This window comes from Acinetobacter sp. GW821-FHT09D10, assembly GCF_059416285.1.
The window spans coordinates 239,420-253,652 of record NZ_JBWKOW010000002.1 but is presented as its reverse complement, the minus strand read 5'-3'; the positions used below and the strand labels follow the sequence as shown (position 1 = coordinate 253,652).

19 protein-coding genes and 2 tRNA genes are annotated in these 14,233 nt (G+C 40.0%); 9 read left to right on the top strand and 12 right to left on the bottom strand.

Annotated elements, in window-relative coordinates:
- Positions 1 to 2: 2 nt before the first annotated feature.
- From AC07M3_RS07895 to AC07M3_RS07885, 3 genes are all read right to left on the bottom strand, one after another.
- Positions 3 to 75: transfer RNA gene (locus AC07M3_RS07895), tRNA-Phe, on the bottom strand.
- A gap of 126 nt (positions 76 to 201) precedes the next feature.
- Positions 202 to 277, bottom strand: a tRNA-Phe gene (locus AC07M3_RS07890).
- Between the two features lie 105 nt (positions 278 to 382).
- Positions 383 to 766 (bottom strand): GNAT family N-acetyltransferase, encoded by a 384-nt coding sequence (locus AC07M3_RS07885; RefSeq protein ID WP_003653877.1) that lies wholly within the window; start codon positions 764 to 766, stop codon positions 383 to 385.
- 102 nt (positions 767 to 868) lie between these two features.
- Between AC07M3_RS07885 and hisB the strand changes: the two genes are divergently transcribed.
- From hisB to hisA, 5 genes are all read left to right on the top strand, one after another.
- Positions 869 to 1,462 carry an imidazoleglycerol-phosphate dehydratase HisB gene (gene hisB, locus AC07M3_RS07880; protein WP_004639787.1) on the top strand — a complete coding sequence of 198 codons (594 nt, stop codon included), beginning with the start codon at positions 869 to 871 and terminating at the stop codon, positions 1,460 to 1,462.
- Complete coding sequence (hisH, locus tag AC07M3_RS07875; protein WP_375037590.1) at positions 1,462 to 2,079, top strand: imidazole glycerol phosphate synthase subunit HisH; 618 nt, start codon at positions 1,462 to 1,464, stop codon at positions 2,077 to 2,079. The genes hisB and hisH overlap by 1 nt, the downstream gene beginning before the upstream one ends.
- A 151-nt stretch (positions 2,080 to 2,230) precedes the next feature.
- Positions 2,231 to 2,779 (top strand): DUF805 domain-containing protein, encoded by a 549-nt coding sequence (locus tag AC07M3_RS07870; protein ID WP_199989366.1) that lies wholly within the window; start codon positions 2,231 to 2,233, stop codon positions 2,777 to 2,779.
- A gap of 86 nt (positions 2,780 to 2,865) precedes the next feature.
- The gene (locus AC07M3_RS07865; protein WP_494567003.1) at positions 2,866 to 3,507 is read left to right on the top strand and encodes a 3'-5' exonuclease; all 642 of its coding nucleotides are present in this window, start codon (positions 2,866 to 2,868) and stop codon (positions 3,505 to 3,507) included.
- A 94-nt stretch (positions 3,508 to 3,601) separates the two neighbouring features.
- Positions 3,602 to 4,333 carry a 1-(5-phosphoribosyl)-5-[(5-phosphoribosylamino)methylideneamino]imidazole-4-carboxamide isomerase gene (gene hisA, locus AC07M3_RS07860; RefSeq protein ID WP_004639792.1) on the top strand — a complete coding sequence of 244 codons (732 nt, stop codon included), beginning with the start codon at positions 3,602 to 3,604 and terminating at the stop codon, positions 4,331 to 4,333.
- Between the two features lie 69 nt (positions 4,334 to 4,402).
- On the opposite strand, the gene AC07M3_RS07855 is transcribed toward hisA, so the two are convergent.
- Complete coding sequence (locus AC07M3_RS07855) at positions 4,403 to 4,954, bottom strand: helix-turn-helix domain-containing protein (protein ID WP_494567121.1); 552 nt, start codon at positions 4,952 to 4,954, stop codon at positions 4,403 to 4,405.
- Between the two features lie 96 nt (positions 4,955 to 5,050).
- Here AC07M3_RS07855 and AC07M3_RS07850 point away from each other — a divergent pair, with 96 nt between their 5' ends.
- Entirely contained in the window at positions 5,051 to 5,953 is a 903-nt protein-coding gene (locus AC07M3_RS07850; protein WP_494567004.1) for a DMT family transporter, read from the top strand.
- 32 nt (positions 5,954 to 5,985) lie between these two features.
- Here the strand turns inward: AC07M3_RS07850 and AC07M3_RS07845 are convergent, their stop codons facing one another.
- The 4 genes from AC07M3_RS07845 to AC07M3_RS07830 are packed head-to-tail and all read right to left on the bottom strand — an operon-like array spanning position 5,986 to position 8,315.
- Entirely contained in the window at positions 5,986 to 6,291 is a 306-nt protein-coding gene (locus AC07M3_RS07845; protein WP_494567005.1) for an antibiotic biosynthesis monooxygenase family protein, read from the bottom strand.
- Between the two features lie 3 nt (positions 6,292 to 6,294).
- Positions 6,295 to 6,687, bottom strand: a complete 393-nt coding sequence (locus AC07M3_RS07840) for a DUF4870 family protein (protein WP_375037586.1) — start codon at positions 6,685 to 6,687, stop codon at positions 6,295 to 6,297.
- Positions 6,688 to 6,723: 36 nt separating this feature from the next.
- Complete coding sequence (locus AC07M3_RS07835; protein WP_494567006.1) at positions 6,724 to 7,353, bottom strand: DUF1294 domain-containing protein; 630 nt, start codon at positions 7,351 to 7,353, stop codon at positions 6,724 to 6,726.
- Between the two features lie 11 nt (positions 7,354 to 7,364).
- The gene (locus AC07M3_RS07830; RefSeq protein WP_494567007.1) at positions 7,365 to 8,315 is read right to left on the bottom strand and encodes a homoserine kinase; all 951 of its coding nucleotides are present in this window, start codon (positions 8,313 to 8,315) and stop codon (positions 7,365 to 7,367) included.
- A gap of 112 nt (positions 8,316 to 8,427) precedes the next feature.
- Here AC07M3_RS07830 and hisF point away from each other — a divergent pair, with 112 nt between their 5' ends.
- Positions 8,428 to 9,186 carry an imidazole glycerol phosphate synthase subunit HisF gene (gene hisF, locus AC07M3_RS07825; RefSeq protein ID WP_494567008.1) on the top strand — a complete coding sequence of 253 codons (759 nt, stop codon included), beginning with the start codon at positions 8,428 to 8,430 and terminating at the stop codon, positions 9,184 to 9,186.
- A gap of 41 nt (positions 9,187 to 9,227) precedes the next feature.
- Here hisF and AC07M3_RS07820 read toward each other — a convergent pair whose 3' ends face one another.
- Complete coding sequence (locus AC07M3_RS07820; protein WP_494567009.1) at positions 9,228 to 9,866, bottom strand: hypothetical protein; 639 nt, start codon at positions 9,864 to 9,866, stop codon at positions 9,228 to 9,230.
- A gap of 109 nt (positions 9,867 to 9,975) precedes the next feature.
- Here AC07M3_RS07820 and AC07M3_RS07815 point away from each other — a divergent pair, with 109 nt between their 5' ends.
- Complete coding sequence (locus AC07M3_RS07815; protein ID WP_494567010.1) at positions 9,976 to 10,980, top strand: AraC family transcriptional regulator; 1,005 nt, start codon at positions 9,976 to 9,978, stop codon at positions 10,978 to 10,980.
- Between the two features lie 132 nt (positions 10,981 to 11,112).
- Positions 11,113 to 11,802 (top strand): aquaporin Z, encoded by a 690-nt coding sequence (gene aqpZ, locus AC07M3_RS07810; RefSeq protein WP_092708263.1) that lies wholly within the window; start codon positions 11,113 to 11,115, stop codon positions 11,800 to 11,802.
- Positions 11,803 to 12,051: 249 nt separating this feature from the next.
- Here aqpZ and AC07M3_RS07805 read toward each other — a convergent pair whose 3' ends face one another.
- The 3 genes from AC07M3_RS07805 to AC07M3_RS07795 form a co-directional block, all read right to left on the bottom strand.
- Positions 12,052 to 12,294 (bottom strand): hypothetical protein, encoded by a 243-nt coding sequence (locus AC07M3_RS07805; protein WP_494567011.1) that lies wholly within the window; start codon positions 12,292 to 12,294, stop codon positions 12,052 to 12,054.
- A 45-nt stretch (positions 12,295 to 12,339) separates the two neighbouring features.
- Positions 12,340 to 12,939 carry a LysE family translocator gene (locus AC07M3_RS07800; protein WP_494567012.1) on the bottom strand — a complete coding sequence of 200 codons (600 nt, stop codon included), beginning with the start codon at positions 12,937 to 12,939 and terminating at the stop codon, positions 12,340 to 12,342.
- Between the two features lie 96 nt (positions 12,940 to 13,035).
- Positions 13,036 to 14,115, bottom strand: coding sequence for a DNA/RNA non-specific endonuclease (locus AC07M3_RS07795; protein WP_494567013.1), 1,080 nt, complete (start codon positions 14,113 to 14,115; stop codon positions 13,036 to 13,038).
- Positions 14,116 to 14,233: the final 118 nt, after the last annotated feature.

Genomic DNA, 14,233 nt, shown 5'->3' with positions numbered 1-14,233 from the left:
GGTGGCGAGACCCAGGATCGAACTGGGGACACACGGATTTTCAATCCGTTGCTCTACCTACTGAGCTATCACGCCGATGGCCTGTATTAAGCCGTATCTCAGAACAATAGTCAACTATTATCCTGAGTTTTTGATTTAAATGAGTATTTTTTATACTTAAAAAAAATCCCTGATGGGATCAGGGATTGAAAACACATATAATGGTGGCGAGACCCAGGATCGAACTGGGGACACACGGATTTTCAATCCGTTGCTCTACCTACTGAGCTATCACGCCGAAGTGGGCATATTAAACAATGTTTATATGACCACGTCAAGCAACTTCCGTCTTTTTTGTAACAAGTGATTATTTTTAAATCACCATCAAATACGAACTGGGCTTTTAATGATGTAATTTACCAATATGAGCCAAACAACGATGAATAGCGCCACAACCCGGCTCAAAAATTTTCACGCCTTTTGACTCTTCTATACGACAAGCTTCTTCAACTAAACGCTCTGCTACCCCACGACCACGGTTAGCAGGATGCACAACAATATATTCAAGAACCTTGCTTTCGCCTTGTCCTGAAGACCACATTGCCCCTATAATTTTGGTGTTAAATTCAGCAGTGTATAGCGTGGTATACTGTTGTAAATCTTGTTCAAGTTGTTCAATCGCATCGTGCCCGTCACCAAACTCCGGACTTGTATCATACAGTCGCTCAAGCTGATCGCGAATCTCTGAATTATCTAGAGAACTATAAGCATGTACGGTAATAGGCATTGATTAACCCTCCTGAGCAAACTATGATGCTGTCACGAATTCGTCACAGCGAAATTATCGTTACATCCAATCATTTTTGACGTTTTTTTGAGGAACGTGTCCATGACGCAACGTATCAGTGAAGTGGTTAGAAATACCAATGAAACCAAAATTCGAGTTCGATTAAATCTCGACGGTACTGGTCAAGGCACACTAAACACTGGAGTTCCATTTTTAGACCATATGATTGATCAAATCAAGCGACATGGCTTATTTGATATCGATATTCATTGTGACGGAGACCTCGATATTGACGATCACCACACCGTAGAAGATTGTGGAATCACGCTTGGACAAGCTTTTGCACAAGCTTTAGGCGATAAAAAAGGTTTAAAACGCTATGGTCATTTTTATGCACCATTAGACGAAGCTTTGTCTCGTGTTGTTGTAGATTTATCTGGTCGTCCGGGCTTATTTATGGATATTCCATTTACCCGCGCACGTATCGGTACGTTTGATGTCGATTTATTTTCTGAGTTTTTCCAAGGTTTCGTAAACCATGCGCTTATGACCTTACACATCGATAATTTGAAAGGTAAAAATAGCCACCATCAAATTGAAAGTGTCTTCAAAGCATTAGCTCGTGCTTTACGTATGGCATGTGAAGTTGATCCACGTGCAGAAAACACGATTGCATCGACAAAAGGTAGCCTCTAATGACACGTATCGCGTTACTTGATTATGGCATGGGCAATCTACACTCAGCAGCTAAAGCACTTGAGTATGTGGGCGCTACAGTCGATGTGACCAATGATCCAAAATTAATTGCACAAGCCGACAAAATTGTTTTTCCGGGCGTTGGCGCAATGCGCGACTGTATGCAAGGTATGCGTGAAGCAGGTATTGATGAAGTTGTACGTCAAGCCGCTTTTAACAAACCAGTTCTTGCAATTTGTGTCGGCATGCAAGCCCTACTACAAAGCTCTGAAGAAAATGGCGGTGTAGACGCACTAGGTATTTTTGACGGTGTAGTAAAACACTTCCCTCAAATGGAAGGGTTAAAAGTGCCTCATATGGGCTGGAATCAGGTTCATCAATTGGACCCAAGCCACCCAATGTGGAACAACATCGAACAAGATGCACGTTTCTACTTTGTACATAGCTATTATGTCGAGCCAAAAGATGAAAGCGTTGTGGCTGCGACCTGTGACTATGGCGTGAACTTCTGCACAGCAATTCACAAAGAGAATTTATTTGCGACTCAATTCCACCCAGAGAAAAGCCATACTGCCGGTTTGCAGTTACTTAAAAACTTTGTGGAATGGAATATTTAATCTCATTTAAAACTGAAAAAGATCAGGTCGAGATGGCCTGATCTATTTTTTTATTTATAATAACAACCAATCATTTATAGAATGATATTTTATTCAACAAAATATTGAATATTTATACTTTTAAATAAAACCAAATGATCAGGAAAACAAAATGAATTCACCTTTTGAAAATCAACCGATTCAACAAGATTCCCCCTTTAAAGCAAGTGGTCGTTTTGGACGACTCTCTTATGCGGCATGGACCCTCTTATTTTCACTCGTAATTGTGATTGCCATTCTTGTTGTGGCCTTTACTTTTGGACTAACAAATAGTGAAGATTTAAGCGGTCTTTCTGCCGCAGGAATGATTGTTTTAGGTATTGTCTATATTGCCTGTATCTATGTCAGCTTTATATTTACTATCCGCCGTTTACATGATCGTAATAATACGGGATGGCTGTCATTACTGATGCTCATCCCTGCTGTAAACTTTATTTTTATGATTTATCTATTTGCTGCAAAAGGTACTGAGGGCACTAATGACTATGGTCCACAGCGCCCAACTCTTGGCTGGGAACGCGTTTTAGGCTGGATTTATATTGTCCTGATTCCACTAGCTTTTGTTTTTGCTATTGTTGCCACAATCATGGCTCCAACCTATGAAGGTTATGTTGAGAAAAGCGAAAGCGTTGTCATTGGTACACCATCTCAGTCGCAATAATTTATTGTAGCCCTTTATAAAGCCTAGTTCTCTAGGCTTTATTCATATATAAAGCTAATAGCTCAATTCTTTTGTACGCTATAAATATGTCTGAAGCTTCCCCCCTTCTTGATAAAGCCTCTATTCAGCAGCTTCCTCCTTTCGAAAATCTTACCCACCAAAATATTGTGGTGATTGAAAATATTGAGCAATGTAAAATCATTGAGAATGAATTAAAAGCAGCCCATTTTCTAGGATTTGATTCCGAATCAAAACCCACGTTTCGGGTGGGCGAAGTCTCAACTGGTCCACATCTGATTCAGTTAGCGACTGAACAAAAAGCATATCTGTTTCATGTAAATTCATCGACTTTAAAATTTTTACAGCCTATTTTATCTAACCCAAAACAAATCAAAGTCGGTTTTGGCCTAAAAAACGATAAGCATATTTTTCATAAAAAAGGGATTGAACTCGAAGGTTGTGTCGACCTCGCAAAAGGCTTTAGCCATTTTGGTTTTAAACAGCAACTTGGAGTACAAAAAGCAGTGGCGCTGTTATTTGAGCAATATCTTGCAAAGTCGAAAAAAATCGGAACGTCAAACTGGGCACGAAAGCCGCTTAGCTCTCAACAAATCAGCTACGCTGCTGCCGATGCATATGCTGCTTTATTGGTATTTCAAGAGCTCAGAAAACAAAAACTATTACCCACTCACATTTCTCAAACTATTCAAACCGCACTTCAAGCGTAAAGTTATAAAAGTCTTTTCTAAGGCTTAGCGATTGATCAATACTTTGCTAAGATGTGCAAAATTTCATAATCATGATGAAGCAAGGAGCGGAAGCATGCTAATCATTCCTGCAATTGACCTGAAAGATGGTAAATGTGTGCGTTTAAAACAAGGGCGTATGGAAGACGATACAGTTTTCTCTGACGATCCAGTTGCAACTGCCCAGCATTGGGTAAATGAAGGCGCACGTCGTTTGCATTTGGTCGATTTGAATGGCGCTTTCGCAGGCACTCCAATTCATAAACCTATTGTTGAAGCAATTGCTAAAGCTCAGCCAGAATTACCAATTCAAATTGGTGGTGGTATTCGTTCTTTAGAAACAATTGAGCACTATTTAGAAGCTGGCGTGACTTTTGTCATTATCGGCACTAAAGCAGTTCAAGAGCCTGAATTTGTAGAAGAAGCTTGTAAACGCTTTGCAGGCCACATCATTGTTGGTATTGATGCCATGAATGGCATGGTTGCTACTGACGGTTGGGCTAATGTAACTGATGTTAAAGCAACTGATTTAGCAAAACGTTTTGCAGATGCAGGCGTATCTAGCATTGTTTACACAGACATTGCTCGTGATGGCATGATGCAAGGTGTAAACGTTGAGCAAACTGTAAACTTGGCTCAATACTCAGGCTTACCAGTAATTGCTTCTGGTGGCGTAACTAACCTTGATGACGTTCGTAACTTAATAGGCCAACCAGGCATTTTAGGTGCGATTACAGGCCGCGCAATTTATGAAGGCACACTGAGCCTTCGTGAAGCTCAGCTTTTGTTAGATGAAAATCGTCTTTAATTTTTAAGATGTAAAAAAAGAGCCGCTTTAGGCTCTTTTTTATTGCTGATATGAAAGATATATTTTCAATCAATAAACTACATTACGCATAAATTTAAGTACCTGATTTCCACTATTGATATAGGTATAAGTCACTGAACTAGCAAAACTAAAAGTTGAACCAGCAGGAATTATTTTTATGCTATCGGTAAATTGTATGGTCAACTCACCTTCTAATACATAAATCAGTTCTTGCCATCCTTCTGCATCTGCTTCGGCAATATAAGATTCACCCACTGCCAATGACCATGTCCAAAGCTCAACTTGAGAACGAGATGGAACTGAAGCCAGTAAAGTTGCGCTGCTTTCTTCTTTGTTTCCCTGCCAAGCAAGTACATTCACTAAGGCTTGTTCTTTGAGCTCAGGCGCACTCACAATTGTTCTAAAATCTACGCCCAACACTACCGCAATCGCATCGAGTTTAGCCAAGCTAATATTGACCTGTCCTGTTTCCAAAGCAGCAATTGTTCGTCTACTCACACCAGCCTGATCGGCCAAGTCCTGTTGGCTTAAACCTCGCTCATCTCTTAATGAACGAATATTTGTACCGACGTGCTGTAAAACGGTGCTGGACTGGGTCATAAAATAAGTAACAAAGAAAATATGAGCAATATATTGCACAAAACATAGGAATACTGCAATATGTGCAGTATATTGCACAATTTCTCCTGATCAGATATGTCACCAATTTCTCTGAGCTCAAGCAAAGCCCCACAGCTAGCTCTTATCCTAATTACCGTTATTTGGGGCGGAACATTCCTTACTGTGCAGTATGCACTGAATTTTTCTTCACCTATGTTTTTCGTAGGTTGTCGCTTTGCTGTAGCGGCGCTTACTTTACTGCTTATTTCATTAAAGAGTATGAAAGGCATAACGTTAAAAGATTTAGGGGCAGGGAGCGCGATTGGCCTTGTAATTGCGGCAGGCTATGGCACACAGACGATTGGTCTTCAAACCATTCCAAGTAGTGAATCCGCATTTTTAACGTCACTTTATGTGCCGCTTGTCCCTCTTTTAATGTGGCTCATCTTTAGAAAAACTCCACACATCATGACTTGGGTTGGAGCCGCCCTTGCGTTTGCTGGTCTTGTTTTGTTGACAGGAAATGGCTTTGAGCAAATTTCATTAAGTTTTGGACAGCTTTTAACAGTGCTTGGCGCATTTGCGATTGCTTTAGAGATTATTTTTATTAGCTACTTTGCTGGAAAAGTAAATTTACGCCGTGTCACCATCATTCAACTCGCTGTCGCATCTCTAATTTCTTTTGCCATTATGCCTGTGGTTGGTGAACATACGATTCCAGCATTCTCATGGCCTCTGGTACTGATTGCGGTTGCATTAGGCTTAGCCAGTGCACTCATTCAATTTGTGATGAACTGGGCTCAACGTGTGGTTGACCCTTCACGTGCTGCAATTATTTATGCAGGAGAACCCGTTTGGGCGGGCATTATTGGTCGAATTGCTGGTGAGCGTTTACCAGTCATTGCTCTTTTGGGTGGTGCTTTAGTGGTATTAGGTGTTTTAGTTAGTGAGTTAAAAATTAAGTTACCGACCAAAAAAGTCAAAAGAATTCAAGAATAAAAAAGAGAGCGAAATGCTTTCTTTTTTATCAATTATTTTTTCTTCAATAATATGCAGGGTTGATAATACTCAACTGTCGGCATTGGATCATAAAATGGATGGAGCACTGCCTTCCATTCCTGATAAGCCTCAGACTTTCTAAACCCTTCGGTATGATTTTCAATCTCATCCCAAAAAATCATTAAAATATAATGATGGGGATCAGTTGCATGTCTAATCAGCTGGACAGCATTAAAGCCTTCCATTGGATAGACAATATGTTTAGCTTGCTCAAATACCTCAAGAAACGCCTCACTTTGCCCAGCCTTTATGCTCAAATGTACATGTTCAATAATCATGATTTATTGATACATCGGACGGTTATCATTTAAGGCAATCAAACCGCGAATTGCACGATATACAATCCAGATCCATGCTGCTGCAATCACGCCTACACAGAATACGGTCGATGAGACTGCAACCCCTGCAAACAGATCGGTATTTTCACCGGTAAAGAACAAGAAAATAAACGGCAAAAAGGCGATAATATTCCAAGCCAGATACCACCAGAATGTTCTGATTTGCCATGTAAAGTGACTCGCAAAAATTGAACCTTGCACATCAGAACGTTTTACATAGTTAATAATTAGAGCAATAACCGCAAGTAAGCCGCCTGTAAAAATGGCAACAATATAAAGTACATATAAAATAAGCGTTAAAGTACGATTTGAATCTTGGTCGATAGAACTATTCATTTTTATACCTCTCGAGTTTAATAAAACGATTTACTTTTATGAGCCCCGCAATACGTTTAAGGGAGAAATTAGCCACAAAATCAAAAGTAAATGAAGGAATATGGTACAAAAATAAATCTTACGAAAGGGTTGTTTTTGTGTTTTATGTCTCAGTTTTTGTTGTGCCCACCATGCAGTAGGCCAGCCCCCTAAAAAGCTGACAATATGCAACGTCTGCTCAGGTACACGGCGATTACCCAATTGTGCAGCTTCTTTGTCTTGTGAATAGAGCCAATAACTCAGCACATTCATCATTAAAACAAACAACAAGGTGTAAGCTGGCAAAGTATGCATAAAGCTCATAATGCCCATTAAAACAAAATAAAATACGATCCCCATTTGCATGGCAGACCATGGTTTAGCTTGAAAAGAAGATTCTGGTTTTGTTGGCTTTGAAGCTTTACGAGTTTGAGAAGCTTTTAAGTAAGTCACCTGCTGGGCACGGAAGCGACCACGTTCATCAAGAATAACCAGATATTCCAGTGCACAGCCAATAATTGGCCGAGGACCGGGGCGTGCAAAATCTTTGATATGCAAAAAGACTCGTTCTTTTTCAGCATCATCTGGCTGAATAAAGCCATAACCTTTTTCGTCGAACCATTCGACTAATCGCCCCTGATCTCGCATCTTAATTCCTTTTATCCTTTTACATGGTTCAAACGATCTTGCATCATTGCTCGCATTTCTAGCGGGTCTTTTTGCAAGATGTCATCACCTGTACGTCCTTCTTCTTTATTTTTTTGAGCGACTTGCAAACGCATCGACCAAAAACGGCATGCAGCCATTGCCAAGAATACATCTAAACATTCAAGTTCATCTGAAGTAAGCGCACGAACTTTTTGGTAAGCCTCTAAGTAAGCTTCTACTTTCTCTGAGTTTAAATGCGCTTCTGGATATTCGGTACAGAAATCATTGATGGTAATCGCAATATCAAAAAGTAATTCGTCTTGATTGAGCTCGTAAAAATCTAAAATACCTTGTAATTGCTCGCCTTCAAACAAAGTATTGTCGCGGAACAAATCTGAATGAATAAAACCTGTTGGTCGATTTGAGTACTGTGCTGTTTTAGCATTAAATGCTTGATAGACCTGTTCAAGTAAATTTTGGTCATCTTGAGTCATGCTTGGTTTAAGCTGCTCTGCAACGCCTGTCCAGTATTGATGATCACGTCGATATTCACGCTCAAGCGGAAAATCTTGTAAAGTAACATGCAGTTTTGCCTGTGCGTCTGCAATCGCGGCAACTTGTGCAACTGTCGTTTGCATGGGATGGTGACCCATTAGACGTGGAGCAATCTGTGCAGGCTTTTCTGCAATAACGTGAACCGCTTGGCCACTATGTTTTAACGGCACAGCGACTGGTACATCATGAGTCCCTAATTGTTCAAGAACTGGAATAAGTTCACCCGCTCCTTGTGCATCTAACTCTTCAAATACGGTGAGTACATATTGTTTGCGGTTTACATCAACCAGAAAATAATTGGTGTTTTGAATACCTCCCTGAATTGGGTTCAGCTCCAACACCTCTAATCCATAAGGTGCAGCAAAGGTGCGAACTTCATCTAAACTCAACGGGGTATAAACCGACATGGAAAACCTGCAAAAAACATCTGTGAAGTTTGATAGAATACCTCTTCCCTCCATGAAGGTGTAGCGCCTGTGTAGGAACTTTCACCAACGGCGATTATTTTTGGAAAAAGCTATGCTTGCTAAACGTATTATTCCTTGCCTAGACGTTGATAACGGACGCGTAGTTAAAGGCGTTCAATTCCTCGATATTCGTGATGCTGGCGACCCTGTTGAAGTGGCACGTCGCTATAACGAACAAGGTGCAGATGAAATTACCTTCTTAGACATTACCGCTACACATCATGGACGCGATACCACTTACCGTACTGTTGAACGTATGGCCGAGACTGTATTTGTGCCATTAACTGTTGGTGGTGGTGTACGTAAAGTTGAAGATATTCGTTCGTTATTAAATGCAGGTGCGGATAAAGTGAGTATTAACTCCGCAGCCGTATTTAACCCAGAATTTGTTCAGGAAGCTTCACAGCACTTTGGCGCGCAATGTATTGTGGTTGCAATTGATGCCAAAAAAACTGGCGAAAACAAATGGGAAATCTTTACCCACGGTGGCCGTAAACCAACTGGTATTGATGCGATTGAATGGGCCGTAAAAATGGCTGACTTCGGTGCAGGTGAATTACTTATTACCAGTATGGATGCTGACGGTACTAAAGCAGGTTACGATATTGCACTAATGCGTGCGATTAATGACCGTGTTACCGTTCCAACCATTGCTTCTGGCGGCGTAGGTAACTTACAACATCTTGCAGACGGTATTTTACAAGGTGGTGCCGATGCAGTATTGGCAGCAAGTATTTTCCACTTTGGCCAATATACCATTCCAGAAGCTAAACAATATTTAGCTGAACAAGGCATTGAAATGCGTTTGTAAATTTATTGATATTTAAAGGGGCGATATGCCCCTTTAATTTTTTATGCAGCACCATCTACAACATCTACATCATCGATGAGTTTAGGCTTTTCTTTTTTCTCGACCCATTTTGCAGGAAAGATTTTTTCTACAACTTGAGATAATGGTTTAGCAATCACTGTCGGTAACCGCACACCCAAAGGATTTTGTTCTTTTAAATCTGCCGAAGACACCACACGTGTTCCCATCACATAATCAAACCAAGGCTTGGTTACACACCAATTAGCATCTTGATTAGAGTTCATGTGGTGGTCGTAATGCCATGGAATTTTACGCTTCGCCCATTCAGGCTCAAGATGTGCACGGCGATGAATATAATAATAATTTCCTGCACTGTACCAAGCTGCAAGCGCCATCCCTTTTGAAAATGGATAGAAAATTGCACTTGAAACAGTTGCTACGACTGCTAGTGAAACTAACTCATTTTTAGTCCGCCAGTTTCCCATGCCTTCCACATAGCAATCATCATGAAATTGCTGTTTACGTACTTCACGATGGTGTGCCCAATGTGACTCCATGCTTTTTGGCACAGGACTGTAACGCGGTTGTCCAGCACGATGTACTCCATGCAAAATATATTTATGAGCTACCCATTCAAATGCGTTAGCAACCGCAATTCCGGCAATAAACCCTTTTAACATCGCTTTACTCCTTTTTCTTTTTATTGAGAATATAAAATTCGATATGCTATGTATTGACCAGAATTTATGGTTTCATTGACAAATCACGACAAGAAAGAGGTGGTCAGGAATGCCACAACTAAAAAATTATACGGGTTCGGTCTATGGAGGACTTGGACACCTATTAAAAGCTTACTGTGAAGCCAATCAGTTAACTATTCCTGAGCAACTAGAGCAAATTCAAAATCTGGAACGCTTTGACTATGTGGTTTGGCGTGATTTATTAGAAGTTATTTATAAGTTAGACCCCAAGCCGGGATTAGGCTTAGAAATTGCCAAATATGTACAACCCAAACACTTAGGAATTATTGCCTACCTTGCCCTCTCTTGCGATAACTTAGGTGAAGCTTTAATTCGTTATCATGACTTTCACCGTCTGATTTATGACGGAAGTCCGTTAGTGGTTGAGCTCTATGGGCAATATGCTTCTATTCGCTGGGAAGCTACAGAGTTGCATCCTACCCAACTTACCGATGAAATTGCGATTGCTCTGGTTATTCAATTTTTACGCCTTTTTATGTCTCACCAAGATGTGCATTTGCATGAAGTACATTTTTTAAATGCCCCACCTAAAAACATCAGGGTCTATGAACAATACTTTCAATGTCCGGTTCGTTTTAATCAGCCCCGTACCCAATTACTCATTCCAAGTTCTGAAATTAATAAGCCTCTGAGCAGTGCTGACCACACGCTCCAACAATTACTGGTTCAACAAGCCCAAGCGCTTTTAGAACAATTACCAAATTCGACACAACTAGATCAGCGTTTACAGCATTCAATTTTGACGGGATTACAAAAGGATCAATATCAAATTGAATATATTGCAGCTCAGCTAGGCCTCTCGGTTCGACAACTCCAGCGCCACTTACAACAACAAAACACCACCTTTCAGGAACGTGTTCAGCAAGTGCGATTCATGCTCGCAACTGAATATTTAAAGGACCCGCACTTAAGCTTACAAGAAATTGCTCTTTTGCTTTGTTATTCAGAACAAAGTGCTTTTCAAAGAGCATTTAAACATTGGACCGATCAAACACCACAGCAGTGGAGAGAACATTTTTTAGACAAAGAATAACCAACCAAAACTTACAAATCTTTTCTTGATTAAAACAACACTGAAAACAAAAATTTCATATAGTCACATGCTTCAAATTTATGTGACGTAATTCACATTAATTAAAATAGATTAAATAAATGAGTAATCAGAATGAATAAATATTTTGCTGAATTTCTAGGTACGTTTTGGCTAGTCTTTGGTGGTTGTGGTAGCGCAGTATTAGCCGCAGCTTTCCCTGAACTTGGTATTGGCTTTGCAGGTGTAGCCCTTGCCTTTGGTTTAACCGTACTCACAGGTGCCTATGCTCTAGGGCATATCTCAGGTGGACATTTTAATCCCGCGGTAAGTGTTGGCCTTTGGGTCGGCGGCCGCTTCGATGTTAAAGATCTCATTCCCTATATTGTTGCTCAAGTGGTCGGTGCGACTGCTGCTGCATTTGTTCTTTACATTATTGCTCAAGGTCAAGCTGGCTTTAGCGGTGTTGGTGGTTTTGCTTCAAATGGTTTCGGTGATTTATCACCAAACAAGTTTGGCTTAGGTTCTGCTTTCATTATTGAAGTTGTACTTACTGCTTTCTTCTTAATCATTATTTTAGGTGCAACTGACCGCCGCGCACCTGCCGGCTTCGCTCCTATTGCGATTGGTTTAGGCTTAACGCTTATTCACTTAATCAGTATTCCAGTCACGAACACCTCTGTGAACCCTGCACGTAGTACAGGCGTTGCGTTCTTTGCTGAAACTGCTGCTTTAAGTCAGTTGTGGTTGTTCTGGGTGGCACCGATTTTAGGTGCTGTGATTGGTGCGCTTATTTATAAGGTAGTTGCTGGGGAGAAGGATTAACACGACGGAGTTCTACTTCGTAAAATCGAAAGTAATCAGCTAATTCTCATTACTTTTGTTTCGGCAAAAGTAACCAAAACCATTGCCATTCACAAAACCTGTTCTATGGGATCATTTATCTGATCCCACACAGTAACAATCCTGATCTTAAAATGGGCAGGTTGTGAATGGCTTTATCACGAATCAGATTTCACGCATTATTCAATAACCATAGAACTTTGACCAGATCAAACCCTATTAATGAATCATCTATAAAAACGGATTATTAATTTCTTTTTCAGCTGGACGTTCAATTTTCTCAGGCAATTCTTCTTTTTCCAAAGCCGCAACCACATCGTTTAAAAAGCTCTGTAAAGCTTTCGCTTGTTCTAACCCGACTTTGTCTTTGGTGATTTGTAAGTTGCCATAAATGCTGATGCAATCGACATCATTTTCTAATGTTAAATCTTCAATTGAAGAAGACTCTGTACCCTTTTCAAATGGCTTAAACATAAGTGTTATCTCGTTGTTATATCTTCACAGTGTAATACGACCAATTTAAAAAAAATCAATCAAAATTAAAAGTGCCGATAAAATTAGAAATGCTCCCATCAAGATATTAAAATATTTCAAACGGTTGCCATGGTTAAGCACCACTGAAAATTTATCGCCACATAGTCCCCAAAAGAATAAACAAGCATAGCAAGTGAAAAAATAAATAATGATAAAGATGGGTAAAGACTGCGGATTTTCTATGCTTGAAAACATGGTAATGCCCGATACACAAGCTAACCACGCTTTCGGATTAAGCCATTGTAGTAAAAAACCATCTTTAAAATTGGGAATAATCATCTGTTCTGCTGGAGCACTTGAAATGGAAATATTGGCAGCAGAAAGAATAATTTTTATACCGATATAGCAAACAAATAACGTTCCACAAACTGCAAGGATTTTTAATACGATCGGAAACTGAGTTAATAAACTCTGGAGACCAAATGCCATAAAAATCAAAAGTAAGGTAAAACCAATGGTCGCGCCTGAAATGTAAGGAAGCGACCTTTTTAAACCATGATTTAAACTGGTCGATAAAATTACGGTATTTACGGGACCGGGGGTAATAGACATTGCAAATGAAAAAAGAAACATCGAGGCAAACATTGTTATTGTCCTTATTAAAATAAAATGAGTATACAGATCTGTATACTCATTTTATTGTATGAATTTAAGACAATGCAATAACTACTATAAAATTGCTTACTTCAATATTTGCAAGAAATAGTTCACCAAGGCTTCCACCAATTGTTTCACAATGGCTTGGCGTGTTTCTTCATCAATGCTTGGAACTTTTGCTTCCATCGGTTCTGAGGAGCCACTTTTTTGCTTTTTAAACTGATCTTGTAACGCTTTAATTTGATCAGCATTTAAGTCCTGCTCACATTGGCTCTCGCCATCCCAATGTAAATAGTCTAACTTCTGATTTGGCTTAACCGACGTTGCTGTTAAAGGTAGACGATAGACATTACGCTTTTGCTGCTCAGTTAACTGCGGAAACAGGTTAACGCCTAAGCGTTCTTCAAGGTAGCAAACACTCACTACTTTCACTTGCAAAGAGTTATTGTTGGGTGCGTAGTAAGCCCCAATAGCGCCTGTTTTTGGCATATATACCGCTTTATAAACGGCTGTTGGAACAATGACACCCTTCCCAATGGTTTTAAGGCGTTTGCCCTCAAAAACAGGGCCAGTAACAACATATACATCTTGTTTTTGTTTGGTCGCAAGGGCACGTGTGGCTTCTTCAAGTTTACGCCAAACTTCCTGATTATTTTTAGGCGCTTGCGGCACCATGTTGCTTAACGAGAAGCTATCAGACTGTGAGTTTTTATTTGGCATGTCACCATTCGGTGCCATATGACCACGGTCATAGCCTGAACCACGATAGTCACTTAACAGTGCCCGATGCTTTTGATCAACACGAGTTTCTTCATGGAAGTTGTCTTCACGTTTAATTTTGACACTTAAACGTTCTGCATTTAAATGCTCAGCCGACCATAACGGCGTTTTAGAGATGCCTGAATACAAAACGTTAAAGCCGTTAAAGCACAGCGGATAACTGTCTTTTTTTAAACTTTCTTTATTTAAAGCAGGAGGAACTTCACGATAGAACTGATTTAAACAAGTCGAGTTAGTACTTAAAGGCGAAAACCACTGCGAAATCTTTTCACTACCAAAAGCAATTGCAAAACTTCCCGCAGCAATACAAGCAAGAATAATCTTGCCAAAATGCTCACTTAGAGAAAAAGAGTTTGTACCTTTACTACGTTTTTTACTTGCCATGTTTCTATCAATACCACTGTCCACACGCAGCTTAACAACCCTGCTTTTTTAAGTATATCTCTTATCTTTCAAATGGTTAAAACATGGTCATCTTTTTTGTAACTCCATTCCCCATTAC